At 52.4% G+C, this 26147-nt stretch carries 25 protein-coding genes and 2 pseudogenes; 13 read left to right on the forward strand and 14 right to left on the reverse strand.

All coding sequences use genetic code 11. The features are described from left to right. Positions 1 to 309: 309 nt before the first annotated feature. The 4 genes from LA04_RS07565 to hslJ all read left to right on the forward strand — a co-directional run bounded on the left by LA04_RS07565 (position 310) and on the right by hslJ (position 3414). Entirely contained in the window at positions 310 to 1710 is a 1401-nt protein-coding gene (locus tag LA04_RS07565; protein WP_047651067.1) for a cytochrome ubiquinol oxidase subunit I, read from the forward strand. After that, on the forward strand, positions 1710 to 2720 hold the full coding sequence (gene cydB, locus LA04_RS07570) for a cytochrome d ubiquinol oxidase subunit II (protein WP_047651068.1): 1011 nt from the start codon (positions 1710 to 1712) through the stop codon (positions 2718 to 2720). The genes LA04_RS07565 and cydB overlap by 1 nt, the downstream gene beginning before the upstream one ends. Further along, complete coding sequence (locus LA04_RS07575; RefSeq protein WP_008501283.1) at positions 2720 to 2848, forward strand: DUF2474 domain-containing protein; 129 nt, start codon at positions 2720 to 2722, stop codon at positions 2846 to 2848. Before cydB ends, LA04_RS07575 begins: the two co-directional genes overlap by 1 nt. 128 nt (positions 2849 to 2976) lie before the next feature. Further along, complete coding sequence (gene hslJ, locus LA04_RS07580; RefSeq protein WP_045400079.1) at positions 2977 to 3414, forward strand: heat shock protein HslJ; 438 nt, start codon at positions 2977 to 2979, stop codon at positions 3412 to 3414. Here the strand turns inward: hslJ and LA04_RS07585 are convergent, their stop codons facing one another. Then, complete coding sequence (locus tag LA04_RS07585) at positions 3415 to 3681, reverse strand: putative hemolysin (protein ID WP_023312003.1); 267 nt, start codon at positions 3679 to 3681, stop codon at positions 3415 to 3417. Between the two features lie 271 nt (positions 3682 to 3952). Here LA04_RS07585 and nifJ point away from each other — a divergent pair, with 271 nt between their 5' ends. Next, positions 3953 to 7477 (forward strand): pyruvate:ferredoxin (flavodoxin) oxidoreductase, encoded by a 3525-nt coding sequence (gene nifJ, locus LA04_RS07590; RefSeq protein ID WP_047651069.1) that lies wholly within the window; start codon positions 3953 to 3955, stop codon positions 7475 to 7477. A gap of 389 nt (positions 7478 to 7866) precedes the next feature. Further along, the gene (gene ompC, locus LA04_RS07595; protein WP_047651070.1) at positions 7867 to 8976 is read left to right on the forward strand and encodes a porin OmpC; all 1110 of its coding nucleotides are present in this window, start codon (positions 7867 to 7869) and stop codon (positions 8974 to 8976) included. 335 nt (positions 8977 to 9311) lie between these two features. Here ompC and LA04_RS24950 read toward each other — a convergent pair whose 3' ends face one another. The 9 genes and pseudogenes from LA04_RS24950 to LA04_RS07635 form a co-directional block, all read right to left on the reverse strand. Beyond that, entirely contained in the window at positions 9312 to 9389 is a 78-nt protein-coding gene (locus tag LA04_RS24950) for a hypothetical protein (RefSeq protein ID WP_223239581.1), read from the reverse strand. 68 nt (positions 9390 to 9457) lie between these two features. Beyond that, on the reverse strand, positions 9458 to 9880 hold the full coding sequence (locus LA04_RS07600; RefSeq protein ID WP_047651071.1) for a GFA family protein: 423 nt from the start codon (positions 9878 to 9880) through the stop codon (positions 9458 to 9460). A 3-nt stretch (positions 9881 to 9883) separates the two neighbouring features. Continuing rightward, positions 9884 to 10081, reverse strand: a complete 198-nt coding sequence (locus tag LA04_RS07605) for a hypothetical protein (protein WP_023312007.1) — start codon at positions 10079 to 10081, stop codon at positions 9884 to 9886. 65 nt (positions 10082 to 10146) lie between these two features. Beyond that, the gene (locus LA04_RS07610) at positions 10147 to 11178 is read right to left on the reverse strand and encodes a methyltransferase (protein ID WP_052119533.1); all 1032 of its coding nucleotides are present in this window, start codon (positions 11176 to 11178) and stop codon (positions 10147 to 10149) included. 263 nt (positions 11179 to 11441) lie between these two features. After that, the gene (locus tag LA04_RS07615; protein WP_047651072.1) at positions 11442 to 11891 is read right to left on the reverse strand and encodes a hypothetical protein; all 450 of its coding nucleotides are present in this window, start codon (positions 11889 to 11891) and stop codon (positions 11442 to 11444) included. 115 nt (positions 11892 to 12006) lie between these two features. Further along, positions 12007 to 12548 (reverse strand): annotated as a pseudogene (locus tag LA04_RS07620) (GNAT family N-acetyltransferase). A gap of 26 nt (positions 12549 to 12574) precedes the next feature. Beyond that, positions 12575 to 13015 carry a VOC family protein gene (locus LA04_RS07625; RefSeq protein ID WP_047651073.1) on the reverse strand — a complete coding sequence of 147 codons (441 nt, stop codon included), beginning with the start codon at positions 13013 to 13015 and terminating at the stop codon, positions 12575 to 12577. 97 nt (positions 13016 to 13112) lie between these two features. After that, positions 13113 to 13454 (reverse strand): DUF1294 domain-containing protein, encoded by a 342-nt coding sequence (locus tag LA04_RS07630; RefSeq protein ID WP_047651074.1) that lies wholly within the window; start codon positions 13452 to 13454, stop codon positions 13113 to 13115. A gap of 135 nt (positions 13455 to 13589) precedes the next feature. Continuing rightward, the gene (locus LA04_RS07635; RefSeq protein WP_047651075.1) at positions 13590 to 15113 is read right to left on the reverse strand and encodes an EAL domain-containing protein; all 1524 of its coding nucleotides are present in this window, start codon (positions 15111 to 15113) and stop codon (positions 13590 to 13592) included. A gap of 372 nt (positions 15114 to 15485) precedes the next feature. On the opposite strand from LA04_RS07635, the gene LA04_RS07640 reads away from it, so the two are divergent. The 3 genes and pseudogenes from LA04_RS07640 to ttcA all read left to right on the forward strand — a co-directional run bounded on the left by LA04_RS07640 (position 15486) and on the right by ttcA (position 17095). Further along, on the forward strand, positions 15486 to 15896 hold the full coding sequence (locus LA04_RS07640; RefSeq protein ID WP_047651076.1) for an ASCH domain-containing protein: 411 nt from the start codon (positions 15486 to 15488) through the stop codon (positions 15894 to 15896). A 156-nt stretch (positions 15897 to 16052) separates the two neighbouring features. After that, positions 16053 to 16124 (forward strand): annotated as a pseudogene (locus tag LA04_RS24955) (hypothetical protein); the annotation flags it as partial. Positions 16125 to 16159: 35 nt separating this feature from the next. Next, a complete protein-coding gene (ttcA, locus tag LA04_RS07645; protein WP_033145703.1) occupies positions 16160 to 17095 on the forward strand; it encodes a tRNA 2-thiocytidine(32) synthetase TtcA in 936 nt (311 codons plus the stop codon). 42 nt (positions 17096 to 17137) lie between these two features. Here the strand turns inward: ttcA and dbpA are convergent, their stop codons facing one another. From dbpA to LA04_RS07660, 4 genes are all read right to left on the reverse strand, one after another. After that, on the reverse strand, positions 17138 to 18511 hold the full coding sequence (dbpA, locus tag LA04_RS07650) for an ATP-dependent RNA helicase DbpA (RefSeq protein ID WP_047651077.1): 1374 nt from the start codon (positions 18509 to 18511) through the stop codon (positions 17138 to 17140). Positions 18512 to 18538: 27 nt separating this feature from the next. Continuing rightward, complete coding sequence (ynaL, locus tag LA04_RS25140; protein WP_071786533.1) at positions 18539 to 18721, reverse strand: proline-rich small protein YnaL; 183 nt, start codon at positions 18719 to 18721, stop codon at positions 18539 to 18541. Between the two features lie 273 nt (positions 18722 to 18994). Next, positions 18995 to 19978, reverse strand: a complete 984-nt coding sequence (zntB, locus tag LA04_RS07655) for a zinc transporter ZntB (protein WP_023335899.1) — start codon at positions 19976 to 19978, stop codon at positions 18995 to 18997. Between the two features lie 155 nt (positions 19979 to 20133). Further along, entirely contained in the window at positions 20134 to 21276 is a 1143-nt protein-coding gene (locus LA04_RS07660; protein ID WP_072015514.1) for a methyl-accepting chemotaxis protein, read from the reverse strand. A gap of 456 nt (positions 21277 to 21732) precedes the next feature. On the opposite strand from LA04_RS07660, the gene LA04_RS07665 reads away from it, so the two are divergent. The 4 genes from LA04_RS07665 to LA04_RS07680 all read left to right on the forward strand — a co-directional run bounded on the left by LA04_RS07665 (position 21733) and on the right by LA04_RS07680 (position 26090). Beyond that, positions 21733 to 23862 carry a putative bifunctional diguanylate cyclase/phosphodiesterase gene (locus tag LA04_RS07665; RefSeq protein ID WP_047651079.1) on the forward strand — a complete coding sequence of 710 codons (2130 nt, stop codon included), beginning with the start codon at positions 21733 to 21735 and terminating at the stop codon, positions 23860 to 23862. 92 nt (positions 23863 to 23954) lie between these two features. Next, complete coding sequence (locus LA04_RS07670) at positions 23955 to 25094, forward strand: sensor domain-containing diguanylate cyclase (RefSeq protein ID WP_047651080.1); 1140 nt, start codon at positions 23955 to 23957, stop codon at positions 25092 to 25094. Positions 25095 to 25168: 74 nt separating this feature from the next. Beyond that, positions 25169 to 25309 (forward strand): Ecr family regulatory small membrane protein, encoded by a 141-nt coding sequence (locus LA04_RS24340; protein WP_021240268.1) that lies wholly within the window; start codon positions 25169 to 25171, stop codon positions 25307 to 25309. Positions 25310 to 25526: 217 nt separating this feature from the next. Then, positions 25527 to 26090: a DJ-1/PfpI family protein gene (locus tag LA04_RS07680; protein WP_033145709.1), complete on the forward strand. Its 564-nt coding sequence runs from the start codon at positions 25527 to 25529 to the stop codon at positions 26088 to 26090. Positions 26091 to 26147 lie beyond the last annotated feature (57 nt).

Below are 26147 nucleotides of genomic sequence, written 5' to 3' on the forward strand. Positions count from 1 at the left end.
GTAGATAAAGACCCAAGAGAGGCTGCGGAGAGGCACAACGTGATGAGAACTGCTTTATAAAACTACGTCAGATATTTATTTGGACTCAAAACCAGAGAGCCATTAACGCACGGCGCAGACGACAAGGCAAGCAGTTTTATGCGTGAAATTCATAAAAAGACGGTTTTTATTCCTCACTCGAGGTATATCAGATGGCTAAAGCATGAGTTTTAAGCCAACTGTTATGGTTAAAAATCACTTTTCTGCGTCTGATAGTCCGAACTTTGCCCCTATACCATAACAGCACACCGTTTGACATTGAGGCTGTGCATGTTTGGTTTAGATGCTTTTCACCTTGCACGGATACAGTTTGCCTTTACCGTATCCTTTCACATTATTTTCCCGGCGATCACCATCGGCCTGGCAAGCTATCTTGCCGTGCTCGAAGGGCTGTGGCTGAAAACAAAAAATCCGGTCTGGCGCTCGCTGTACCATTTCTGGTCGAAGATTTTTGCCGTCAACTTTGGCATGGGCGTGGTCTCCGGGCTGGTGATGGCCTACCAGTTTGGCACCAACTGGAGCGGCTTTTCACAGTTTGCGGGCAGTATTACCGGCCCACTCCTGACCTATGAAGTGCTGACCGCCTTCTTCCTCGAGGCCGGGTTCCTCGGCGTGATGCTGTTCGGCTGGAATAAAGTCGGGCCGGGTTTGCACTTCTTCGCCACCTGCATGGTGGCGCTGGGCACCATTATCTCCACCTTCTGGATCCTCTCGTCGAACAGCTGGATGCAGACCCCGCAGGGCTATGAGATCGTCAACGGCCAGGTGGTACCGGTGGACTGGTTCGCCGTGGTGTTTAATCCCTCCTTCCCTTACCGCCTGCTGCATATGTCGATAGCCGCATTCCTGAGCAGCGCCCTGTTTGTGGGCGCATCCGCGGCATGGCATCTGCTGCGCGGGAATAATACTCCTGCCATCCGGGCGATGTTTTCTATGGCGCTGTGGATGACGCTGATTGTCGCCCCCATTCAGGCCATGGTTGGCGATATGCACGGCCTGAACACTTTAAAGCACCAGCCTGCCAAGATTGCCGCCATTGAAGGCCACTGGGAAAATCCGCCGGGTGAGTCTACCCCGCTGCTGCTGTTTGGCTGGCCGGATATGGAACAGGAGCGCACCCGATTTGGGCTGGAGATCCCGGCGCTGGGGAGTCTTATCCTGACGCACAGTCTGGATAAACAGGTTCCGGCACTCAAAGAGTTTCCGAAGGAAGATCGTCCGAATTCCACCATCGTCTTCTGGTCGTTCCGCATCATGGCGGGCCTGGGCATGCTGATGCTGCTGCTCGGGGTGACGGCACTCTGGCTGCGCTATAAAAAGCGCGTTTATTCGTCGCGCCCTTTCCTGTGGTTTGCGCTGCTGATGGGGCCAACCGGGCTGATTGCCATCCTGGCCGGGTGGATCACCACCGAAGTGGGCCGCCAGCCGTGGGTGGTCTACGGACTCCAGCGAACGAAGGATGCGGTGTCCGCCCACGGTGATCTGCATATGAGCGTGAGCCTGCTGGCCTTCTTCGTCGTCTATACCTCGGTATTCGGCGTGGGTTACAGCTATATGGTACGCCTCATCCGAAAAGGCCCACAGCCGCATGAAACTTTCGCTACCGAGTCCGACGGACGTCCGGCGCGCCCGCTTTCTGCCGTCACAACTGAACATAAGGAGCAGCCATAATGGGTATCGATCTTTCCATTATCTGGTTTGTGATCATCGTCTTCGCCACGCTGATGTATATCGTGATGGACGGTTTTGATCTGGGGATCGGCATTCTGTTCCCTGCCACGCAGAACGCCGACGATCGCGACGTAATGGTCAACAGCGTCGCGCCGGTCTGGGACGGAAATGAAACCTGGCTGGTGCTTGGCGGTGCCGCCCTGTTCGGCGCATTCCCGCTGGCGTATGCAGTGATCGTTGATGCCCTGACCATTCCGCTAACATTAATGCTGATCGGACTTATTTTCCGCGGGGTGGCTTTTGAGTTTCGCTTTAAAGCCACGCCGGCCCACCGCCCTTTCTGGGATAAGGCGTTTATTGGCGGTTCCATTCTGGCAACGTTCACCCAGGGCGTGACGGTAGGCGCCGTTATTAACGGCTTTACCGTCACCGGCCGGGCCTATACCGGCGGCCCCTTTGACTGGTTTACCGCGTTTAACCTGTTTTGCGGCGCGGGGCTGGTGGTGGCTTATGCGCTGTTAGGCTCTACCTGGCTGGTGATGAAAAGCGAAAACGCGCTGCAGCAGCGGATGCGTGAGGTGTCGAAAACGCTGTTAATCGTGCTGCTGGCGTTTATTGCGGCGATCAGCCTCTGGACGCCGCTGGCGCAACCGGTCATCGCTGCGCGCTGGTTTACGCTACCAAATCTGTTTTATCTGCTGCCGGTCCCTGCTCTGGTGGTGATTTTTAGCCTCTACCAGTGGCGTTGCCTGAATAATCCCGCCAGCCATAGCCGTCCGTTTATTCTGACGCTGGGGCTGATATTCCTCGGCTTTAGCGGGCTTGGGATCAGCATCTGGCCGCATATTATTCCACCGTCGATCACCCTGTGGCAGGCCGCCGCCCCGACGCAAAGCCAGGGCTTTATGCTTGTGGGCGCGCTGTTGATCATTCCCGTTATTCTGGTCTACACCTTCTGGAGCTACTACGTGTTTCGCGGCAAAGTTCAGCATGGGGAGGGTTATCACTGATGCAACAACCGGTCTGGAAAAGATTACTGTGGCTGGCCATTATCTGGGGCGGCAGCGTACTGGCGCTGGCTGCTGTCAGTATGCTCTTCCGCATGCTGATGACGGCGGCAGGATTTAAATCGCATTAACGTCATTCCGGGCAACCGCTGCGTTGCCCGGTACTTATCCCCGCACTTTCAGATAAACCCCATTAACCCACGGCAGAGTATCGTTACACTGGAAAAAGATTCACGGTACTTATAGTTTGAGAAGAAAAATGAAAAAGCTCATTGCGTTAAGCGTTATTAGTCTTGTCCTTACCGGCTGCGTTAATCCGGGTAAAGCCTCCGTACAGCCGGAGCAACTTAAAAACCACCGCTTTGTGCTGGAAAACGTAAACGGTAAGGCCGTGAAGACCGCGACAACGCAACCTGAAATCGGTTTTAGCGCGCTGCCAGATATCAGCCTGGTGAATAACATCAGCGTTTCCGGCCAGATGTGTAACCGCTTCAACGGACAGGGGAAATTGTCCGAAGGCGAGCTTAAGGTTAAAACGCTCGCCATGACGCGCAAGCTCTGTACCGAGCCGCAGCTGAATGAGCTGGATCAGGCCATCGGCGACATGCTGCGCAAAGGGGCGCAGGTCGACCTGACTGAGGACCAGTTAACGCTGGCGACAGCCGATAAAACGCTGATGTTTAAGCGTGTAGAATAATCAGTAGTTACCGCAGCTTCCAACGGCAAGCGACTGTTCGCTACAGCGTTTGCCGTTTGGCAAGGCGCACATCCCAATAGCAGAACCATCAAGCTGGCGGGCGACAGACAGCGAACCGCCAATCATCGCGCAGTTGGCCTGACCTGAACTGGACATTGCCGCTTTCATTCCCGGTGCCACGTGGGCTGCCGTTGCCTGCTGGACTGGTTCACTGCTACATGCCGACAACAATAACGCGGCACACCCTACCCAAAATGCTGAGCGCATGCTCTCTCCCCCATTAATAATACGAAACCTATGCATAATAGGCATCACATCCCGTGTCGTCGAGAGCGGAAGTGCGTATTTATGCGCTACAGAAACAATTTCTCGCAATTTTTTCGCCAAAAGTTTGATCTACTCATTGATGGCAAGAATACCAAGGACACAAAAGCGAAAATCGTAAAATCCCCCGTTTGCTAGAATACACAGATAATATTCAGGGTTTGTTGCCGTTATACAGACCCCTATTTTTTGCGCAATGTAAGGGTGTTGTCCTATGCAAACTATTGACGGTAATGGTGCAGTTGCCTCAGTCGCGTTTCGCACCAGTGAAGTTATCGCCATCTACCCGATTACGCCAAGTTCTACCATGGCCGAGCAGGCGGATGCCTGGGCGGGTAACGGGTTAAAAAACGTCTGGGGCGATGTCCCGAGAGTGGTTGAAATGCAGTCTGAAGCCGGTGCGATTGCCACGGTACACGGTGCGCTTCAAACCGGCGCGCTTTCCACGTCGTTTACCTCCTCACAGGGATTGCTGTTAATGATCCCTACGCTGTACAAACTCGCCGGTCAGCTGACCCCCTTCGTTCTGCACGTTGCCGCGCGTACCGTTGCTACCCACGCGCTCTCTATCTTTGGCGACCACTCCGACGTCATGGCCGTGCGCCAGACCGGTTGCGCGATGCTATGCGCCAGCAGCGTTCAGGAAGCGCAGGACTTTGCCTTAATTTCGCATATCGCCACGCTTAAAAGCCGCGTGCCGTTTATTCACTTCTTTGATGGTTTCCGCACCTCTCACGAAATCAACAAAATCGTCCCGCTGGCCGACGATAGTATCCTGAATCTGCTGCCGCAGGCGGAAATCGACGCGCATCGCGCCCGGGCTCTTAATCCTGAACACCCGGTTATTCGTGGGACATCGGCGAACCCGGATACTTATTTCCAGTCCCGAGAGGCCACGAACCCCTGGTACAACGCGGTTTACGATCATGTTGAACAGGCAATGAATGATTTTGCCGCCGCAACCGGCCGGCAGTACAAACCGTTTGAGTACTACGGCCATCCGCTGGCGGAACGGGTGATCGTGCTGATGGGGTCAGCCATTGGGACCTGTGAAGAGGTGGTTGACGAGCTGCTGACGCGCGGCGAAAAAGTTGGCGTGCTTAAAGTGCGTCTCTATCGCCCGTTCTCGGCTAAACATCTGCTTTCGGCGCTGCCTGAAAGCGCGCGCGCTGTGGCGGTGCTCGATCGTACCAAAGAGCCTGGCGCGCAGGCGGAACCCCTCTATCTGGATGTGATGACGGCCCTGGCAGAAGCCTTTAATCAGGGCGAGCGTGAAACGCTGCCGCGCGTTATCGGGGGGCGCTATGGTTTGTCCTCCAAGGAGTTTGGGCCGGACTGCGTGCAGGCGGTATTCAACGAGTTAAGCGAAGCGAAACCCAGACCGCGCTTTACCGTCGGCATTTATGATGACGTGACGAATCTGTCCCTGTCGTTGCCGGAAAATACCCTGCCCTCGACCGCAAAACTTGAGGCGCTGTTCTATGGTCTGGGCAGCGACGGCAGCGTCTCCGCGACCAAAAACAACATTAAAATCATCGGCAACTCAACGCCGTGGTACGCCCAGGGATACTTCGTCTACGACTCCAAAAAAGCAGGCGGCCTGACCGTTTCCCACCTGCGCGTGAGCGAACAGCCCATCCGCTCCGCGTATCTTATTTCTCAGGCTGATTTTGTTGGCTGCCACCAGCTGCAGTTTATCGATAAATACCAGATGGCCGAGCGCCTGAAGCCCGGAGGCATTTTCCTCCTCAATACGCCGTACAGCGCAGACGAAGTCTGGGGTCGACTGCCGCAGGAAGTTCAGGCGGTGCTGAACCAGAAAAAAGCCCGTTTCTACGTCGTCAACGCCGCAAAAATTGCCCGCGAATGTGGCCTGGCTGCGCGTATTAATACCGTTATGCAGATGGCCTTCTTCCATCTGACCAATATCCTGCCGGGCGACAGCGCGCTGGTGGAGCTGCAGGGGGCGATTGCCAAAAGCTACAGCAGCAAGGGCCAGGAGCTGGTCGAGCGCAACTGGCTGGCGCTGGCGCTGGCGCGCGAATCGCTGTATGAGGTACCGCTGCAGCCGGTGGATGCCGCAAGCCCGAACCGCCCTCCGGTGGTGTCCGATGCGGCGCCCGATTTCGTTAAGACCGTGACGGCGGCGATGCTGGCCGGTCTGGGCGATGCCCTTCCCGTCTCTGCGCTACCGCCGGATGGCACCTGGCCGATGGGTACGACCCGCTGGGAAAAACGCAACATCGCCGAAGCGATCCCCATCTGGAAAGAAGAGCTGTGTACCCAGTGCAACCACTGCGTTGCGGCCTGCCCGCACTCTGCCATTCGTGCCAAAGTGGTTTCACCGGAAGAGATGGAAACTGCACCAGCCAGCCTGCATTCGCTGGATGTGAAGTCTCGCGATATGCGCGGACAGAAATACGTTCTGCAGGTCGCGCCGGAAGATTGCACCGGCTGTAACCTGTGCGTCGAGGTCTGTCCGGCGAAAGACAGGCAGGATCCGGAGATCAAAGCCATCAATATGATGTCGCGTCTGGAGCACGTTGAAGAGGAGAAGGTCAATTATGACTTCTTCCTGAATCTGCCGGAAATCGATCGCAGCAAACTGGAACGTATTGATATTCGTACGTCACAGCTGATTACGCCGCTGTTTGAGTACTCTGGCGCCTGCTCCGGCTGCGGTGAAACGCCGTATATCAAGCTGCTTACCCAGCTGTACGGTGACCGGATGCTGATTGCCAACGCTACCGGCTGTTCATCCATCTACGGGGGCAATTTGCCTTCTACGCCGTACACCACCGACGCGAATGGGCGCGGTCCGGCGTGGGCAAACTCGCTATTCGAGGACAATGCCGAATTCGGCCTGGGCTTCCGCCTGACCGTCGACCAGCACCGCGCGCGCGTGATGCGCCTGCTGGAGCAGTTTGCCGGGCAGATCCCCGCGGAGCTCAATGACGCGCTTCACGCGGACGCGACGCCAGAAGAACGCCGTGAGCAGGTTGCTGAGCTGCGCCGCGCGCTGCAGGGCGTGACGGGGGCTGAACAGCTGCTGACCGACGCTGACGCCCTGGTCGAAAAATCAATCTGGCTGATTGGCGGTGACGGCTGGGCTTACGATATCGGCTTTGGCGGGCTGGATCACGTGTTGAGCCTGACCGAAAACGTCAACATCCTGGTTCTGGATACGCAGTGTTATTCCAATACCGGCGGCCAGGCGTCGAAAGCGACGCCGTTAGGCGCGGTAACGAAATTCGGCGAACACGGTAAACGCAAGGCGCGCAAAGATCTCGGCGTGAGCATGATGATGTACGGTCACGTTTACGTCGCGCAAATCTCGCTGGGCGCGCAGCTTAACCAGACGGTGAAAGCGATTCAGGAAGCGGAAGCGTATCCTGGCCCGTCGCTGATCATTGCCTACAGCCCTTGTGAAGAGCATGGCTACGATCTGGCCCTCAGCCACGACCAGATGCGCCAGCTGACCGCGACCGGCTTCTGGCCGCTGTACCGGTTCGACCCGCGTCGTGCAGACGAGGGTAAATTACCGCTGGCGCTGGATTCGCGTCCGCCGTCGGACGCACTGGCCGAGACGTTAATGCAGGAACAGCGCTTCCGTCGCCTTAACGCCCAGCAGCCGGAAGTGGCCGGGCAGCTCTGGAAAGATGCCGCTGCTGACCTGCAAAAACGCTATGACTTCCTGGCGCAGATGGCGGGTAAAGCCGAAAAACCGACCAGCGACTAGTTCCCCTGCCCGGCTTGTCCGGGCATTTTTTTGCCATAAAAAAAGCCCGGCGTATTCACACCGGGCGAATCCAGATAATCATTGAATATCTATTTAGTTCTCTTAATAGCATTCACGTTAATTATGGATTAATCATCTTACAGGCATATAACGCCTTCAATATTACCTTAATTAAACCCTGTTTAATAATTTCAATTTAATATAAAAACTTTTAAATCATTCATCAAATCAATGATCATTACCGCCGATTTATTCGGTTTAGATTTTACTTAGTTCGTAACAATTATATTTTATTACTCCTTCGCGGGAGTGATCTAGCATGAGACAACTTTCTCATTCTGAAAGTTCAACAGGTAATTAAATAAAAACAACTGCAAAGGAATATCACAATGCAAAGAAAAGTACTGGCCCTGATGATTCCGGCTCTGTTAATGGCTGGCGCAACTCATGCAGCAGAGATTTATAATAAAGACGGCAACAAATTAGATCTGTACGGAAAAGTAGATGGTCTGCACTATTTCTCCGACGATAAAGGCGCTGACGGTGATCAAACCTATATGCGTCTGGGCTTCAAAGGCGAAACCCAGATCAACGACATGATGACCGGCTACGCGCAGTGGGAATACAACATCCAGGCGAATAATACGGAAGGGTCTGATAATCAGTCCTGGACGCGTCTGGCCTTCGCCGGTGTGAAGGTGGGGGACTACGGCTCCTTCGATTACGGCCGTAACTATGGCGTGCTGTACGACGTGGAAGGCTGGACCGATATGCTGCCTGAATTTGGTGGCGACTCCTACACCAAAGCCGACAACTTCATGACCGGCCGCGCCAACGGTGTGGCAACCTACCGTAACACCGACTTCTACGGTCTGGTGCAGGGCCTGAACTTTGCGCTGCAGTACCAGGGCAAAAATGAAGACGCCAGCAACAACCAGGAAGGCACCAACAACGGACGCGACACGCGTCACGAGAACGGTGATGGCTTTGGTATCTCCACAACCTATGACTTTGGCATGGGGATTACTGCAGGGGCCGCGTATACCTCTTCTGACCGTACCAACGAGCAGGTCATGAATACCACTGCGGGTGGAGACAAAGCGGATGCCTGGACGGCGGGCCTGAAGTATGACGCCAATAACATCTATCTGGCGGCCATGTATTCTGAAACCCGCAATATGACGCCGTATGGTGATAATATCGACGCCGTGGCGAACAAAACCCAGAACTTCGAAGTGACCGCGCAGTACCAGTTCGACTTCGGCCTGCGCCCGTCCCTTTCCTACCTGCAGTCGAAAGGTAAGGACCTGGGCAACGGCCAGCGCGACCAGGATCTGGTTAAATATGCTGACGTAGGGTTTACCTATTACTTCAACAAAAACATGTCCACCTACGTTGATTACAAAATCAACCTGCTGGATGAAGATGACAACTTCTACAAAGACAACGGCATCAGCACCGATGACGTTGTAGCGTTAGGCCTGGTTTACCAGTTCTGATGGTCAGAGCCCGCATAATTATGCGGGCTCGCTTTTTTATGACATTTGTCACAAAAGACAGTTTAAGAAAGAGATTGGTTGAGGGAAAGTTGAAAACAAGCGGGTTAAACTGCGGTGATAGCCCTTTCGTCACTAAGGATAACAGCGTTGTTTGGTCGTATATCCCTTGTCGTACTTACCCTTTTAGCATTGTTGTGGATGGCGTTAATTTTTGATTTTGGTGATATTGTCGGGCATCTCGGCGCGCTGTTAAACCATCTGGATGGCAGTTGACCGTGTTCCAGAAAATAAAAAGCCACCAGCAGTGCCGGTGGCGGGTAAACGCGTATGTCGCGTTATTTTTTCACAGGTTGAGGCTTTTTATCCCCTGACTCAGGGGCCTCACGCGGATCGTCTTTTTCAACACAGAGCATAGTTTCTCCTGTATCAGATAACCATTTTCCACTATAGCCAGGCTGAGTAAAGAGTGGCCAGGCGGCAATCATGCCTGCTCTTCCCCTTTCTCGCGAAAAGAGAGATAACCAAATACCCCACTTTCCCCATCCATGGGGTGGTTAACGCCGTCCATCACCTTCACCTCTGGAAAATCAAAAGGTGAAACGTTTTCAAAACAGGCGACATTCACGCCATATTCGTTTGGGTTAGAACGCCGCTGATGGAACGTGTAGATCCCGCACACCGAGCAGAAGAAATGCCGTGCCGTTCCCGTGTTAAAGCGGTACTCGGTGAGCTTATCCTCACCTTTGGTCACCTTAATCCCTGACAAAGGCGCAGAGACAACGACCGCGCCCCGCATGCGACAAAAGGAACAGCTGCAGCGCCGCGCGGTGTTGAGGCCATCAGTGAGCTCAACGGTGAACGCCACCGCCCCGCAATGGCACTTCGCATTCCGTCTTTCAGCCATGGGCTATACCCCTTTTCTCACCAGCTCGGCAGCCTTAACGAAAACCTCATCTTCTACGCCATCGCCTTTTTGCCTGCCGAGCCTGACCAGTTCATCCACAATACTGTTGCGATGGATCGGTTTCTGGGCGGAAACCAGCCCAATAACGGCGGCCCCAATCGCCAGCCCCACTAATCCGGTTTGTTCATCTTTGTTTTTCATATTCATGCTCCTGGTACAACAAACAAGGTTAGCAGGAATATGGTAAAACGGAATGACGGACAAGTTCAGACAGGTATGACCTCCAAAATCGACAGATAGGAACGGGTATCTATTATTTTGTTCAGCTTCAGATTGGTCTTTTCAAACAAGACCTGATACTCAGGCTCTGTTCTTGCCCGCCCGCCATCAAAGCTTGTTAACAGAAGAAGGTCAATTTCAAATCGTCCCTGCTCATTATTTTCTTTTTTAATAAGCGGTTCAAAAATTAATAAGCGGGCGTTCTCTTTCATTGCATTTCTGCAGCACTGAAGTATCTGTACCGCCTTCTCATCAGGCCAGTCCATGAGGATATACTTAAGCAGATAAATGTCCGCTGCAGGACAGGCTTCAAAAAAGCTACCCTCTACCGTCTTCCATCGGCGATTATCATTCAATAGTGACAGTCGATTGCGCGCAAGCACGTCTTTTTGATCAAACAGGATCCCTGTTAAGGTCGGATTTCGACGTAAAACGGCCAGCAATAAATTACCCAGCCCACCGGCGATATCGGCAACGACAGCGTTTTCAGGGAACAAATAGCTATCAGTAATCGCTTCATTCTCTACGGATGACATAGAGGCCATACCGGCGTGAAAAATATTGCTACCCGTCGCCGTGTCGTCATGCTGCCAGTAATCGTAAAAAGGCTTGCCAAACAATTCGTTAAAAACGGGTTTACCTTGCAATATTTCATCCATTCTGGCCGCTGGCTGCCAGAATGTTTGGTCTGTCAGCATGAGCACCGCCGCACGCAAGGAAAATTCATGATCGGAACGCAGGAATTGTGCTGAATGGCTAAGACCGTATTCCGCTTCGGATACTTCGTTGAACACCCCACGCGAAGACAATAAACGCATGATTCGATGAAGATAATCGCCATCGACATTAAGCTCCTTCGCCAGCTGCTTAACGGATTTCTTTCCTTCAGCCAGTAGATCTGCAACGCCTAATACCGCGACAGCCCGAAGTGCTGCCTGCCATACAAAACCCATGCTTTGCTCTAACAAACACATTCCTTCTTTACGGCTGAGTAAATCCAGATTATTACGTTGTGACATTTTCTGCTCCTTACCAATAAAGATGTGTTGGACAACCAAAATCCATTAGCAAGCGTAAGTCTGGAGTTAAGCTTTAGCCATATTAAAAATAACATTCAGCAAAGTTATTTGCTGATATTCCGTATCATTTAGCGTACAGAAATGTTAATGCGTAAATAAATAAAACCACTTGTCATTTATTTTGAATAATAAAATACGGGAATTATTATTAAGGCAATGATTTTTTCACCTAAAAAAACCGTCGTAAGACGGAATTTTAGTATTTAAAATCTCGGCGTCAGCCCATATATGGGTGTCTTAATGTTTGCCGCCCAAACCTTGATGTCATTTTGAAGCAGTACGGTAAAATCGGATTTCAAATGTGTCACCATACTATTAACGCTGTCAGCGTCCAGTACTGAAAAATGCTCAATTCTGTACTCTCCCACCTGAACACAGTGATATTGTGCAGGAAGCACCTTGCCATTGACGTTAAGCTCTTGCCGGTTCGCACCACATTGTCCAGGGGATATGTAGGACACCAGCAGATTGGCCGAACGCCGGGCCGGTTGAGAAATACTCACCATGACGGGGAAACCTTCTGAGGTCTGCGTCATATCATAAAGAACGGCATTTTTTATATACCATGTATTGTATTCGCGCTCCTGAAAAGCGGACCAGGAAGGCGCAGAAATAAACGCCAGCGCCGCCAGTGTAATAGTTTGAATTCTCATGGGATGTTGTCTTCCTTGTTGGTGCATTTATTATTCAGATTGTGCAAAAAACAGCAAGCCATTGAGAATAGACCTACTACTATTAGCAGTGCTGGCGTCTAATGGTGACGAGGCGTTAAGGCTGGAGGTACTCCTCTCTCAGCAATGCATAAAGATATTCATCCCCCCACTCTCCCTTAAAAAAGACATTCTGCCGATAATGAGCTTCTCGTCGAAAGTGGAGTTTTTCCAGCAGATTTACTGCAGGCGTATTTCGTATATCCACAACGGCGATGAGCCGGTGCTTTGCGTAATGCGTAAATAGCAGCGTGATAACGGCATTGAGTGCTTCCCGGGCATAACCCTGCTTCTGATATTTCATATCAAAGGTCATACCCAGTTCAGCCTGCCTGCCCTCATCAAAAAAATGAACACCAATATCACCCGCCACTGCCCCGTCCGTTTGCCGTTCAACAATAATCTGATATCATCGCTGTTAAACTCAAGAAGGATCTGCTGAGCATATAATTTCTCTGCATCTCGCGTCGTAAACCGCTCCCAGCTCTGAAAACGGGCAACTTCAGGCTGGTTACGGTAGCCTACAAGCTGCGACAAATCGGCAGATGCCAGAGGACGTAGTCGTAACCGGGGGGTTTGAAACGGCAACCTGTCTTCCATCTTTTTTCTCATATCACCCGTTATCTTCATTTTTCCGTATGAGCCGTCCGGATTGCCTCAAGCCCAACCCGCTGCCCGAATGACAGTTCTAATGTGTTGCCGTCAGGGTCGGCAAAAAATACATAGTAACCGACGGGATCGCCCAACTCCTCCGGTGCTTTTCTTAACACCCCTTCAGCGATTGCCATCTCCGTTTTCCTGTCGAGTTCTTCACGCGTGGCGCAGGCAATCCCCAGGTGACCAAAGTTGCCCAGCGGCGTATCCGTCACAAGGTCGGCCTGCACCAGCACAAGAGCGAAAGGACGGGTATGGTCGCTTAACCATGCCACCTTTCGGGCATCGGGAATACCGGGTTCACGCAGGTGGATGACGTCCATATTGGCGTAGCGACGGTAGAAAGCGATACTCCTTTCCAGATCCCTGACCATAAACGCAACGTGGGTAAAACCAACATCGATATCTTTCATTTTAAGATGTTACTCCTTTATCAGCGCGTGGAGGCATCTTAAAAGCTCAAGTTAACTTGATGTCAACAAGCACTTCATCTGTTTCTCCCTGCGCTGGTCAGGAAGCAAAAGAAGAGAAATGGTAAGCCGTCGCCATTACGGCGATGCTGACGAAAATGCTGATAACAAAGTAGGTTTTGAAGGGCTGCTTTTGAGTTTTATGACGAAAGAGCTGTTGGCCCACAATGGCACCAGGCCAGCCGCCTGTCGCGCCAAACACCAGCAGCGTGACTTCCGGCACCCTGCGCAAACCTTTACGCGCCGCCATTTTATCGGCGCCATACATGCCTGTCGTCAGGGCGTTAATCAGCAGAAACCAGATGATCAGCGGATGCGAGGTAACAAGGCTAGCTATTGCAGCGAAAATCAGAAGTGAATAACAAAAGCGATTGAGGGTCATAGTACGGGTTACTGGGTTGTGAAGCGGTTGCCGAGGGCGCAGTATACCCTCTCTTACGCCTGTCTCTTAAATGAAAGATTGTCTCTGTTATTTAAACACAAGATGTTGCCCCCCTTTTATACGATGTGATAAACCTCACTCTACTTTCACCTTAACTTTTGGCTTCGACAAAAGAACTTTCACCAGTTCCTTAAACGGTGTGGGTTTGAAGAAGTAAAAACCTTGTAAAAAATTGATGTGGTTACGCGTGAGATAATCCAGCTGCTCTGGTGTTTCAACGCCTTCTGCCACAATACTGATTGACAATTTTTTTGCCAGCTCCAGTACCGAATCCAGTATAACGGTTGAGTCCGCACTGGCATTAACCCTGGCAACAAAGCTTTGGTCGATTTTGATGTAATCAATCTGCAAATCCTGCAGGTAAGACAGACCAGAATAGCCGGTTCCAAAATCATCCAGTGCAATAGCAAAACCAATCTCGTGGAGCGCATTCAGGGTCTTAACGAGATGTTCATCGACATGGAGGGGTTCTCGCTCGGTCACTTCAATGACAAGGTTAAGATCCTGATGAATAAAGCTACGCTTGTAGTGGAGACACTCTTCAACAAAAGTGGAGGCAACAATATGAGACGCGCTGAAGTTAATACCGACATGGAACCCTTCGGGTAACAAGGTAGAAATCGAATTCATATGCGATGCAACCTGACGCATTAAGCTCTGGGTTAAGGGAATGATTAAGCCCGATTTCTCAGCGAGAGGAATAAATGACGCGGGAGAGATAAACCCTGACTTCGGGTGTTTCCATCTGGCCAGCACTTCTACCCCACGCAACGTTCCCTCTTTACCGCTTACTACGGGTTGGTAGTAGGGAATAATTTCATTTCTGTAGATGGCAATACGCAGCGATTCCTCAGGCGAAATATCCTTAGAGAAATATCGCTGCAGAAGATAAGCAGGAAGAGAGGAGATGAGCAGCAGAAATAACAGCACTCCACCGGCCTGGTCGAATAGTCTCGTCAGGCTAAAAAAAGGCGGAGAGTTAAATTGAATCGCGAAAGGATAATCAGCGTCTTTTACCCTGAGTACATCTTTGTTTGCATGGGCTGGCGTCATCACATCGCCGGATTGGCCTAAGCTACGATTGCCAACCTGCAGTGAATACGCCACGCCACGTAATGGCATATTCAGCGCATCCCGGATATGGCTGTCACTGATGCTCACCATGATTCGGCTTCCGGCATGCTGTGTCTGGTATAAAAGAACCGGCAGGCCGTTGACCGTACTTTTCGCGGGAACGAGCAGCAATGTTGTTTCAGGCAGCGCTGAGCCGTTAACCAACAATACGCGGTTTCCCGGCAACGAAGAGCACCAGACCGCATCTTTTTTCAGAATAACGATCGTTCTCAGGTGTGGCTGTAGCGCAGCTTCGGTGCCGAGCCGATATTGTCCTTCAGCATCGCATTCATTTTCAGCAAGTTGCATCGCTATCCGGGCTGCATCGCGGGCTTCCTTAAGAATAACATTCATATTCCTGACGACGTAGCGCGCCCCTGCCAGACTGTCTGCCCGTGAAGAATACCAGACCTGTAAATTGATAATAAAAACGCCCAGTATAAAAATTGTCGTGGCTACAGCTAAATAAATCGATACACGGCGCATTGAGGATTCTCGACCAGAGTGAAGTTGCCGCTTCGATGATGCTGAAGTGATTGAATTGTCATCGTCTTAAGCATGGTTGATAAAGAAAGAAATACCATGTCAGGCGTCAGAAATATAAAAGTTACAGAAAAAGCGTGGTGTCGGTTCTGTTCCGCTGACTTTTCCTCGTTATACAACGTCACGCGCCTGGCTGCAGGCAACAGATTCACCACACAAATAACCCCATAAGGTTATATTTACTCGGCCAATATGCGCAACGCTTTGTTTTCCTGCCCACCCGTGCACAAAGGTGTAGGAAAAGCCGACTACGCTTCCTGTAACGACAGAGTTTATGCTAAAACTGTTTTAATCAAGGGTTAAGAAAGGATTGGCATGGTAAAGGTTGAGGAATTAAAAATGAAATACCCAGGCGCAGTGGCCTGGCAAATGGGTGATGGCCCGGAACTGGCCAGCGTGCTTGCGGACCTGATTAAAAAAGGAATCAAAACGGCCACCTGCGGATCTTTTGCCTCGTACGCGCAGGATATGTCTGCTCCGCGGATGGGGAGCTACAACATAATCCTTGATGGCCAGGATGTCCCAGTCTGTGTGATCCGGCTGGTTTCAATGCGGCTGGTGCGTTTTTGCGATGTTAATGAGGAGTTCGCTCGCAAAGAGGGTGAAGGTGATTTAAGCCTTGAATACTGGCAGAAAGAGCATCAGCGATTTTTCTTCCGCGAAGGCCATTTTTCTGAAGATATGGAACTGATCGCAGAAGAATTTGAATTGGTTGAGGTGCTTTAAGCTGAGATAAAAGTGATACTTATCCCAGCGAGCCTGCACCCTTCTGATGCCCTCCCAGGTTTTTCAGGCTTTTTAAAGCTACCCTTGTCGATATAACGCATCACCCCGGCATCACTAGTCATTACCCTTAAGCCTGCATGATGTGAATCGTTATAGGGTTCCATATTTAACCCCGCTGTAAAACGTGCTGGTATTCGTCGCCGGAATCCGTACCATACGCGGCATACAATGTTTGCCCCTGCTGGCTCCGAAGGTAGTACTTAATGCAACAGAATCAAGAAATTAACAAAAAAGAACAATACAACCTGAATAAACTGCAAAAGCGACTGCGCCGTAACGTGGGCGAAGCCATTGCAGACTTCAACATGATTGAAGAAGGCGACCGCATCATGGTCTGCCTGTCAGGGGGTAAAGACAGCTATACCATGCTGGAGATCCTGCGTAATCTTCAGCAAAGCGCACCGGTGAAATTTTCCCTGGTGGCGGTCAACCTTGACCAGAAACAGCCGGGCTTCCCGGAGCACATTCTGCCGGAATACCTCGAAAAGCTGGGCGTTGAGTATAAAATCGTCGAAGAAAATACCTACGGCATTGTGAAAGAGAAAATCCCGGAAGGGAAAACCACCTGCTCACTCTGTTCTCGTCTGCGCCGCGGCATTCTGTATCGTACCGCGACGGAGCTGGGCGCGACCAAAATTGCGCTGGGCCATCACCGCGACGATATCCTGCAAACGCTGTTCCTCAATATGTTCTACGGCGGCAAGATGAAAGGCATGCCGCCTAAACTGATGAGCGATGACGGCAAGCACATTGTGATCCGCCCTCTCGCCTACTGCCGCGAAAAAGACATTGAGCGTTTTTCTCAGGCTAAAGGATTCCCGATCATTCCATGTAACCTGTGCGGCTCTCAGCCGAACCTGCAGCGTCAGGTAATTGGCGACATGCTGCGCGACTGGGATAAGCGTTATCCAGGGCGTATCGAAACCATGTTTAGCGCGATGCAAAACGTTGTCCCTTCCCATCTCGCGGATGTAGAGCTGTTCGACTTTAAGGGCATCAACCACGAGTCAGAAGTCGTGAACGGCGGAGACCTGGCGTTTGATCGGGAAGATATTCCCATGCAGCCAGCGGGCTGGCAGCCGGAAGAAGATGACAATCAGTTTGAAGAGCTGCGTCTCAACGTGCTTGAAGTGAAGTAAGCGATTAGCGTCTCAGAAGGACCTTCTGAGACGCTCCATTCTTTATTTCAGCAGACGTACGCGACAGGTTTTACCCTTAATTTTCCCGTTTTGCAGCTGCTTCCATGCCTTATGGGCAACCGCCTGGCGAACCGCTACGTAGACATGCGCCGGATGGACCGCAATCTTGCCGATATCCGCCCCGTCCAGACCCACATCCCCGGTCAGCGCCCCTAATACGTCACCTGGACGCATCTTGGCTTTTTTACCGCCATCAATACACAGCGTCGCCATTTCAGCCTCCAGCGGCACAATGCTGGCGCTGGCCGGTGTATTCATCCAGTTCAGCTTAATCTGCAGCATCTCAGAGAGAATGTTGGCGCGCTGCGCCTCTTCCGGTGCGCAGAAGCTGATCGCCAGACCGCTGTTTCCCGCACGCGCGGTACGGCCAATACGGTGCACGTGCACTTCAGGGTCCCACGCCAGCTCATAGTTCACCACCAGCTCAAGGGATTTAATGTCCAGACCGCGCGCAGCGACGTCGGTTGCAACAAGAACGCGGGCGCTGCCGTTAGCGAAACGGACCAGCGTCTGATCGCGATCGCGCTGCTCCAGATCGCCATGCAGCGACAGTGCGCTCTGGCCGGCGGCATTCAGGGCATCACAGACCGACTGACAGTCTTTTTTGGTATTACAGAACACCACGCAGGACGCAGGCTGATGCTGGCTCAGCAATTTCTGCAGGAGCGAAATTTTCCCCTGCTGCGAGGTTTCAAAGAACTGCTGCTCGATAGCGGGCAGCGCATCTACGCTGTCGATTTCAATGGTGAGCGGATTTTTCTGCACGCGCCCGCTGATGGCGGCGATGGCCTCCGGCCAGGTCGCGGAGAACAGCAGCGTCTGACGATCGGCCGGGGCGAAACGGATCACCTCGTCAATCGCATCGCTGAAGCCCATATCCAGCATCCTGTCTGCCTCATCCATCACCAGCGTTTGTAACGCATCCAGCGAGACGGTGCCTTTTTGCAGGTGATCCAGCAGGCGGCCGGGCGTTGCGACAATGATGTGCGGCGCATGCTGGAGTGAATCACGCTGCGCGCCGAACGGCTGTCCGCCGCAGAGGGTTAAAATCTTGGTGTTGGGCAGGAAACGCGCCAGGCGACGCAGTTCACCCGCGACCTGGTCTGCCAGTTCGCGGGTCGGGCACAGCACCAGAGACTGGGTCTGAAATAGCGCCACATCGATATGCTGCAACAGGCCAAGGCCAAATGCCGCCGTTTTCCCGCTGCCCGTTTTCGCCTGCACGCGCACGTCACGGCCCTCAAGGATGGCGGGCAACGCGGCCGCCTGAACAGGCGTCATCGTGAGGTAACCCAACTCGTTGAGGTTATCGAGTTGGGCGGCGGGCAGAACTTTCAGGGTAGAAAAAGCGGTCACAGTAGTCTCTCGTGGTCATCTTTGCGGTCAGATGGCGCGTATCCTCGCAGATCTCGCGGTTCGATGCGACAATTTAATCGGTTCTTGATCGGGCGGCGGGTCGGGCATCGGCTGCGGACGCGGGATGGGATCGGGCATTGGCACCGGATCGGTGGGGACGGGATCGGATTGACGCGATTGTTGCAGTAGCAGAGCGTTCAGGATGCTCATCATTCCCTCCAGAATTTGCTGTCGTCCCTTTTAGGGTAGACGCTGAGAATCAGGAGGCAAAAAAAAGCCGACTATGAAGTCGGCGTCGTACGAATCAATTGTGCTATGCAGTAATTCAAAAAAGGAAGTAAGACAATATGGAGCGCAACGCCCATCGCTTGACGTTGCATTCACCTGCGGGAGTCATATTGCACCTTACGGGGTAGATGTTTATTGACTTCGCTCAATTAAAAGAGCGTTTTGATCCCGTTGAAAGCTGAAAAAAGCGTAAATTTACAGCCATTTACTACGATGCAACCACCATGCAACACCACCAATCAAAACAACTAACATCACGCAAAAGGCGGTAAAGCCGTAGCGATAAGCACCACCCGGAATTCCCCCCAGGTTCACGCCAAACAGCCCGGTAAGAAACGTGCTGGGTAAAAACACCATCGCCATCAGGGACATCGTATAGGTTCTTCTCGCCAGCGACTCCTGCATCACCTGCGCGATTTCGTCCGCCATCACCGCCGTTCTGGCAATACAGGAATCAATCTCGTCCAGCCCGCGTCCCAGCCTGTCGGCAATATCCTGCATTCTGCGTCGCTGATCGTCATTCATCCACGCGAGCCTTTCGCTGGCAAGACGCGCATACACGTCGCGCTGCGGCGTCATGTAGCGGCGCATCACAATCAACTGCTTACGCAATAAGGCCAGAAAACCGCGGGGCGGGATCTGCTGATCGAGCAGGTTATCTTCCAGGTCGATGATTTTGTCGTGCAGTTCTTCAATAAATTCACTAGCATGATCGGTCAGCGCGTCACAGACGTCCACCAGCCAGCTGCCGCAGTCGACCGGCCCGGTGCCCTCTTTCAGATCGTTGACGATGTCATCCAGCGCCAGGACTTTACGCTGCCGGGTGGACACAATGAGCCCATCGTCCATGTAGACACGCATCGCAACCAGCTGATCCGGGCGTTCATCCGTGCTGCCGTTAATGCAGCGCAGGGTGATCAGCGTCCCGTCACCCATTCGACTCACGCGGGGCCGCAGGCTTTCACCCGCCAGTGCATCGCGCACGTTATTGGGCAAGAGCGGCGTCGAAGCCAGCCAGTCAGCGCTGTCCGGGTGGGTGTAGTTCAGATGTAGCCAGCAGGGATGCGCACTATCGATCACATCATTATCTTCCAGCGGTCGCGCACCGCCGCGACCATCCAGCACCCACGCAAAAACTGCGTCCGGAACGTTAAGTTCAGATCCTTTAATGCTTTCCACAGCGCCTCCACCTTTTTAGCTCTTTCGGTGTCAGTCTAGCTTTCATCAGGGGTTAAGCAACAACTATGTATCCCATCGCGCTGAAATCGCTCAGGAATTGTACATACCAGGCGGAGGCGTAAAAAAAGCCTGGCATGCCAGGCTTTGAGGTGCTGTCAGAGAGAGTGCTCTGGCCGCTGGAGGAAGGATGGCGAGCCGCCAGGTGATGAGGACAAGGATGACCGATCGAGCCTGAAATTACGCGTTCGGGTCTGCAGCTCAATCACCTGATTACGCAGTACATCAGACGAACCGTTGAGCTCCTCTGCCATTGCCACGTTACTTTGCGTAACCCGCTCCAGCTCCGATAGCGCCAGGGTAATCTGAGAAATGCCTTTCTCCTGCTCTGAGGTTGACGCGGAAATATCGTCCATTAAGCGGCTGACATTTCCCGAGCCGGTCACGATTTCATGCATGTTTTTCTCTGCCTGTGACACAACGCTGGCTCCCTGCGTGACGTTACTGCTGGTGACTTCAATCAGCGTTTTGATATTCTTCGCGGCTTCCGCGCTGCGGTGTGCCAGGTTTCTTACCTCTTCCGCGACCACAGAAAAACCCTTGCCATGATCGCCCGCCCTTGCCGCCTCAACGGCCGCGTTGAGCGCCAGAATATTCGTCTGGAACGCAATGCCGTCAATGAGCGAAATAATCTCCGTCATCTGCTGCGCGCATTCGGTAATGGACTGCATATTGCTGGCGACCTGCCCCATCAGCTCGCCGCCCTTGCGCGCCTGTAACGTCGCCACATTTGCCTGCTCGCTCGCCAGGCGGGTGTTATCGGCATTGTTTTTGGTGCTCGCGGCCATTTGCTCCATGCTGGCTGCGGTTTGCACCAAAGACGCAGACTGCTGCTCGGTTTTCACCGATAGCTGAGCGCTACGTGCCGAGAGTTGATCCGATAAGGTCATGGCGGTTTGTGATGATGCCCTGATCTCACGCACCAGCGTCGCAATATTGCCGGAAAGGCTGTTTATCCCGGGAATGAGTCGGCCCGCACAGTTATTGCCAAATTCAGGGATAGAGACGCCAAGGTTGCCTGCGGTTACCTCTTCAATACTTTTCTTCACCGTATTGATCGGCGTCACAAGATACTTCGTCATATAGACCCAGAGCAAAAATAGCGCAACGAAATTGATGACATTAAGCGAAATAAAGAGAGACGTATTGCTGGAAAATAGAACAACGACACCTGCACTTACCAAAAAAAGAGAGAAAAGGAACCCGATAATAAAGGTCCTTACACTAATATTTTTTAGCATGATAATACCCACGTTTTATATTTTGGTCGGCACTTAGACTTATAGCATTGGCCCGGAAGTTTTTCATCGCAAACGACGCTTGTTTTTTGTTTCGCCGTTAGCATCCTGAGATTTACGTTAAGTCAGATAAAAAGAGCGTATTAGTGAAAATGTTCTGCTCAGCATGCTGTGATACTGGTCTCCCGCCATCTTAAGCGATAGTATCGCCCGCGGTGAGACGACACGATCGCCTTCATATTTAAGGAGCTTTGCTACTGTTATTGGTTCTTGTTTAGCAATGCTTAATATATTAACAAGAGAATATATTTTATATTCTTAATAAGTTTTAGAGTATTAATATGACTGGTCATTTTTCACGATAAATAACTAATATGGTTTGAATGCGCATGTTCGTTGCCCGATAAAGATGTACCCGGCAGGCGAAATCGGTAACCCTCTCAGGCGTGGGATTGCATAATGCTCAATATATCGTGGGACCCTGTGTTAATCGCTATCTCTTATCTGGTGGCGTTTATCGCCTCCTTTGTGGCGCTGGACAGCGCCGGCAAGATCCCCCTCTCCAGCCGAAAGGCTGCCCTGTTCTGGCGCATTGCCGGTGGGGTCACGCTGGGCATTGGCATTTGGTCGATGCACTTTATCGGCATGCTGTCGATGCAAATGCCCATGATGATGAGCTACGACCTCTGGTTAACCCTTGCGTCACTGGGCGTCGCGGTGGTTGCATCGGCCACGGCACTTAATATTGCCGTCGCGGGCAAAAAACTTTCTCCCTTTCGACTGATCTTTGCTACGGCGATCCTGAGCGCTGGCGTGGTGTCTATGCACTACATCGGTATGGCGGCCCTGATGCTGGATGGCAGCATCATCTGGGATCGCCGCCTCGTGGGGTTGTCCGTGGTTATTGCCGTTGTTGCCTCCGGCACGGCGCTGTGGCTGGCTTTCCGTCTTCGGGATAAACGCAAAGGCGTCTTTATCAATCGCATTCTCGCGGCCTTCGTCATGGGTGCCGCCATTTGTGCGATGCACTATACCGGCATGAGTGCCGCTCAGTTTCAGGAAATGGCGCACACCCTGCCGGGCGGCATCGGCGAGCTGGGGTTATCCATCTGGGTTTCGGTCACCACGCTCTGCCTGCTCGGGGTGATGTTAATCATTTCACTTATCGACTCTCACCGGCGCACTAACCGGCTGACGGATAATCTGCAGCAGCTCAACCGCCAGCTTGAGCTACAGGCGCGTTTTGACGCGCTCACCGGGCTCGCAAACCGCCACCAGATGGATCTCCGCATGCAGGATTGTCTGCGCAGCGCGCTGCTGAGCAAGAAGCCATTTGCGGTGATTTTCCTGAACGTCGATCTCTTCAAACGCGTTAACGATACGTGGGGTCACAGCGTCGGTGATGAGCTATTGATCACGGTCGCGCAGCGCATCACGGCCCGGCTCACGCGTGAGATGACTCTGGCAAGGCTGGGTGGCGACGCCTTTATCCTGCTGGTGCCGGAATGTGACGACGACAGGCTCAACGCCCTGCTCACCGCGTTGCTCGAGGATGTGCGACGCCCTCTGTCTGTCTGCGGGCATACGTTAAGCACGACGATCAGCGCAGGCGTCAGCCTCTATCCTCAGGATGGCGAAACGCTGCATGAGCTGAAGCTCAAGGCGGATGCAGCCTTACATCGCGTCAAGGAAGATGGCCGCAACGGCTGGGCGATTTACCGTGCCGAGATGTCAACGGCGATCCCGGCGAAACCCGGTTTCCTGCAGGAACTCTCTCAGGCGCTTGAACGCGATCAGTTTGAACTGTGGTACCAGCCAACCTGGCATGCGGGAGAAAAAACCATTCACGGTTTTGAAGCCCTTCTGCGCTGGCGGCATCCTGAGCAAGGCGTTGTGCTGCCTAATCTGTTTATCCCCACGCTGGAACAGACTGGCTTAATTATTCCGGTAGGTAACTGGGCCATTGAGGCGGCATGCCGACAGCTTCATTTCTGGACTGAACAAGGTTTCAGCCAGTGGACGTTGTCGCTCAACCTATCCCCCATCCAGTTTGAACAGCCGGACATTTTCCAGATCATCTCGTCGATGCTGGAAAAATATAGCCTGTCTCCATCCCGGCTGATCCTGGAGGTAACGGAAAGCACCGCGCTTAAAAATCTCGACCGCAGCATTGAGTTGCTCAACGCGTTTAATCACGCGGGGATCGTTGTCTCGATTGATGATTTTGGAACGGGCTATTCCAACCTTCTGATGCTGAGCGTGCTTCCGGCAAAAGAACTCAAGATCGACAGAAGCTTTGTCACGTCGATGCTGGAAAATGAAAAAAGCTACAAGCTGGTTGAAACTATTATCAGTATCGCCCGGACCATGGAGATGAATGTGGTGGCAGAAGGGATAGAAACGGAAGAACAGCAGGTGGTTCTCACCCGTCTCGGCTGCGATTACCTGCAGGGATATCTTTTCTCCCGGCCCTTACCTGCCGAACAGGTACCGTGGCTACTGCTGCAGATAAACTCAGACAAACAGATTATACCCATTAATAAAATTCAAACGGATCCCGCATTTATTTCTCAAAAAAATCATGCCTGACGGGGTTAAGTGGAGTATGTTTCAAAGGATTGCACGCGAGTCAATTCTGTCATGATTGTCAGGCACATGTTGTCGATGAACAGGAAACGCCTATGTCGCAACCTTGTTTTGATGCGTTGAATGTAATTAAAACACCCGTGTGGCTCGTTTCACCCGTGTCGGAAAAGATCGTTTTTGCGAATGTGGCCGCAACGCAGATCATGGGGGATAAAACGCTCAATGACCTGCGAAAAGGGATTTATTCAGCCAGTGCGCAAACCGTCCTGTCGATGTATGTATCTGAACTGAAAACAGAGCAGGAGATCGTCGAAATCTGGACAACGAACCGGGTTGGACAGGATACGCCGTTAAGCTGTCGCCTCTCGCTTGCCCACTACGTGCCCTGGGGAGATGTGATCGTTTTCGAGGGCGTCTCCCAACCAATACTCTCAGGATTGAAGGCCAGCCGTTCCGCCACCTACCGGCGGAAAAAGCAGGGTTTTTATGCGCGCTTTTTTCTGACCAACAGCGCCCCGATGCTGCTAATCGATCCGGCCCGCGACGGTCAAATCGTCGATGCGAATCTGGCCGCGCTCAATTTTTATGGTTATTCACATGATGACATGTGCAGTAAGCATACCTGGGAAATCAATACGCTGGGGCGAGATGTGATGCCCATTATGACTGCAATTGCCGCGCTGCCCGGCGGTCATAAGCCGCTCAATTTTGTTCACCGCCTTGCCGATGGATCCACCCGCCACGTTCAGACGTATGCCGGGCCCATTGAGATCTACGGCGACAAGCTGATGCTGTGCATCATCCACGCGATTACCGATCAAAGCAACCTGAATAAACTTCCTGCGCAGCAGCAATTTAGCCTGCTGCTGGTGGATACCGACCATTTCAAAAACATTAATGACCTGTTCGGCCATCTGAAAGGCGATGAGGTGCTTATCGCCCTTTCCCGAACGCTGGAAGCCTGTAGTCGGGAAGGCGACATGGTGTTCCGCTGGGGTGGCGAAGAGTTCGTTATCCTGCTGCCGCGCACCTCTCTCGACACCGCGTTGCAGATTGCCGAGTCAGTCCGCGCGGCCGTTGCCCGCATTACGATTCCTGGCTTGCCGCGGTTCACCGTCAGCATCGGCGTAGCGCGGCACAATCAGGGTGAAAGTATTGACGAGCTGTTTAAGCGTGTGGACGATGCGCTGTATCGCGCTAAAAATGACGGACGCAATAAAGTCCTTGCTGCATGAAACTGGAGTATCCGGAAAAGCCCCGCTACAATGCCCACCTCGAATGAATTAGCGTCAGGTGGGTAAAAGCCGCAATGGGAAAAACAGAAATAATACTCACCTTAATTATTTTACTCCTTATTATATTTGGCTTCTGGTTTATTTTTAGCGGTGAGATCTGGTATCTCGTCGAGTTTCTTGAAAATAGCCTTTACCCGACCTTCGACGCACCGTAACGCACGTTTAATCGCTTGTTTCACCTACCGAATATGTCAGGTATCTGCTTCCCTTACAGCCGCGTAAAATACGCGGCGTTATCCTCCAACAACGTTGATAACGAATCACTTATTCATTTGCTTATGTTGCCCGTGCTCTGACGGGCTTTTTTATTTCCGGCAATTCAGCCACGCCAGGCTATATCTTAATCATCTTTATTGATAGAGGTGAGGAAAGATGAGCAAGAAGATCCTGATGCTGGTTGGCGATTACGCCGAAGATTACGAAACCATGGTGCCTTTTCAGGCTTTGCAGATGATTGGCCATCAGGTGGATGCGGTCTGCCCCGACAAACCGAAGGGCGACTACATCATGACGGCAATCCATGACTTTGACGGTGCCCAGACCTATAGCGAAAAGCCCGGTCACCGGTTTACCCTCAACGCCGATTTTTCCGCCGTTAAGGAGCAGGACTACGACGCGCTGCTCATCCCCGGTGGGAGAGCGCCCGAGTATCTGCGGCTAAATGAGGACGTGTTAAAGCTGGTGCAGGCATTTGACGCCGCGCGTAAGCCGATTGCTGCGGTGTGCCACGGCCCGCAGCTGCTTGCTGCCGCGGGCATCCTGAAAGGACGAACCTGTAGCGCCTACCCTGCCTGCGCGCCTGAAGTACGTCTCAGCGGGGGACACTACGCCGCTATCGGCATCGATCAGGCCCATGTTGACGGCAACCTGGTGACGGCTCCCGCCTGGCCCGCGCATCCGCAGTGGCTGGCGAAGTTTAACGCGCTGTTAGAATAACAACGGATGAAGCGGTACCGCGTTTTGCAGACCTGGCGCGAGAATGCGCCAGGTCTC

It is taken from the genome of Enterobacter sp. UCD-UG_FMILLET, assembly GCF_000762975.1.
Classification (GTDB): Bacteria; Pseudomonadota; Gammaproteobacteria; order Enterobacterales; family Enterobacteriaceae; genus Enterobacter; species Enterobacter dykesii.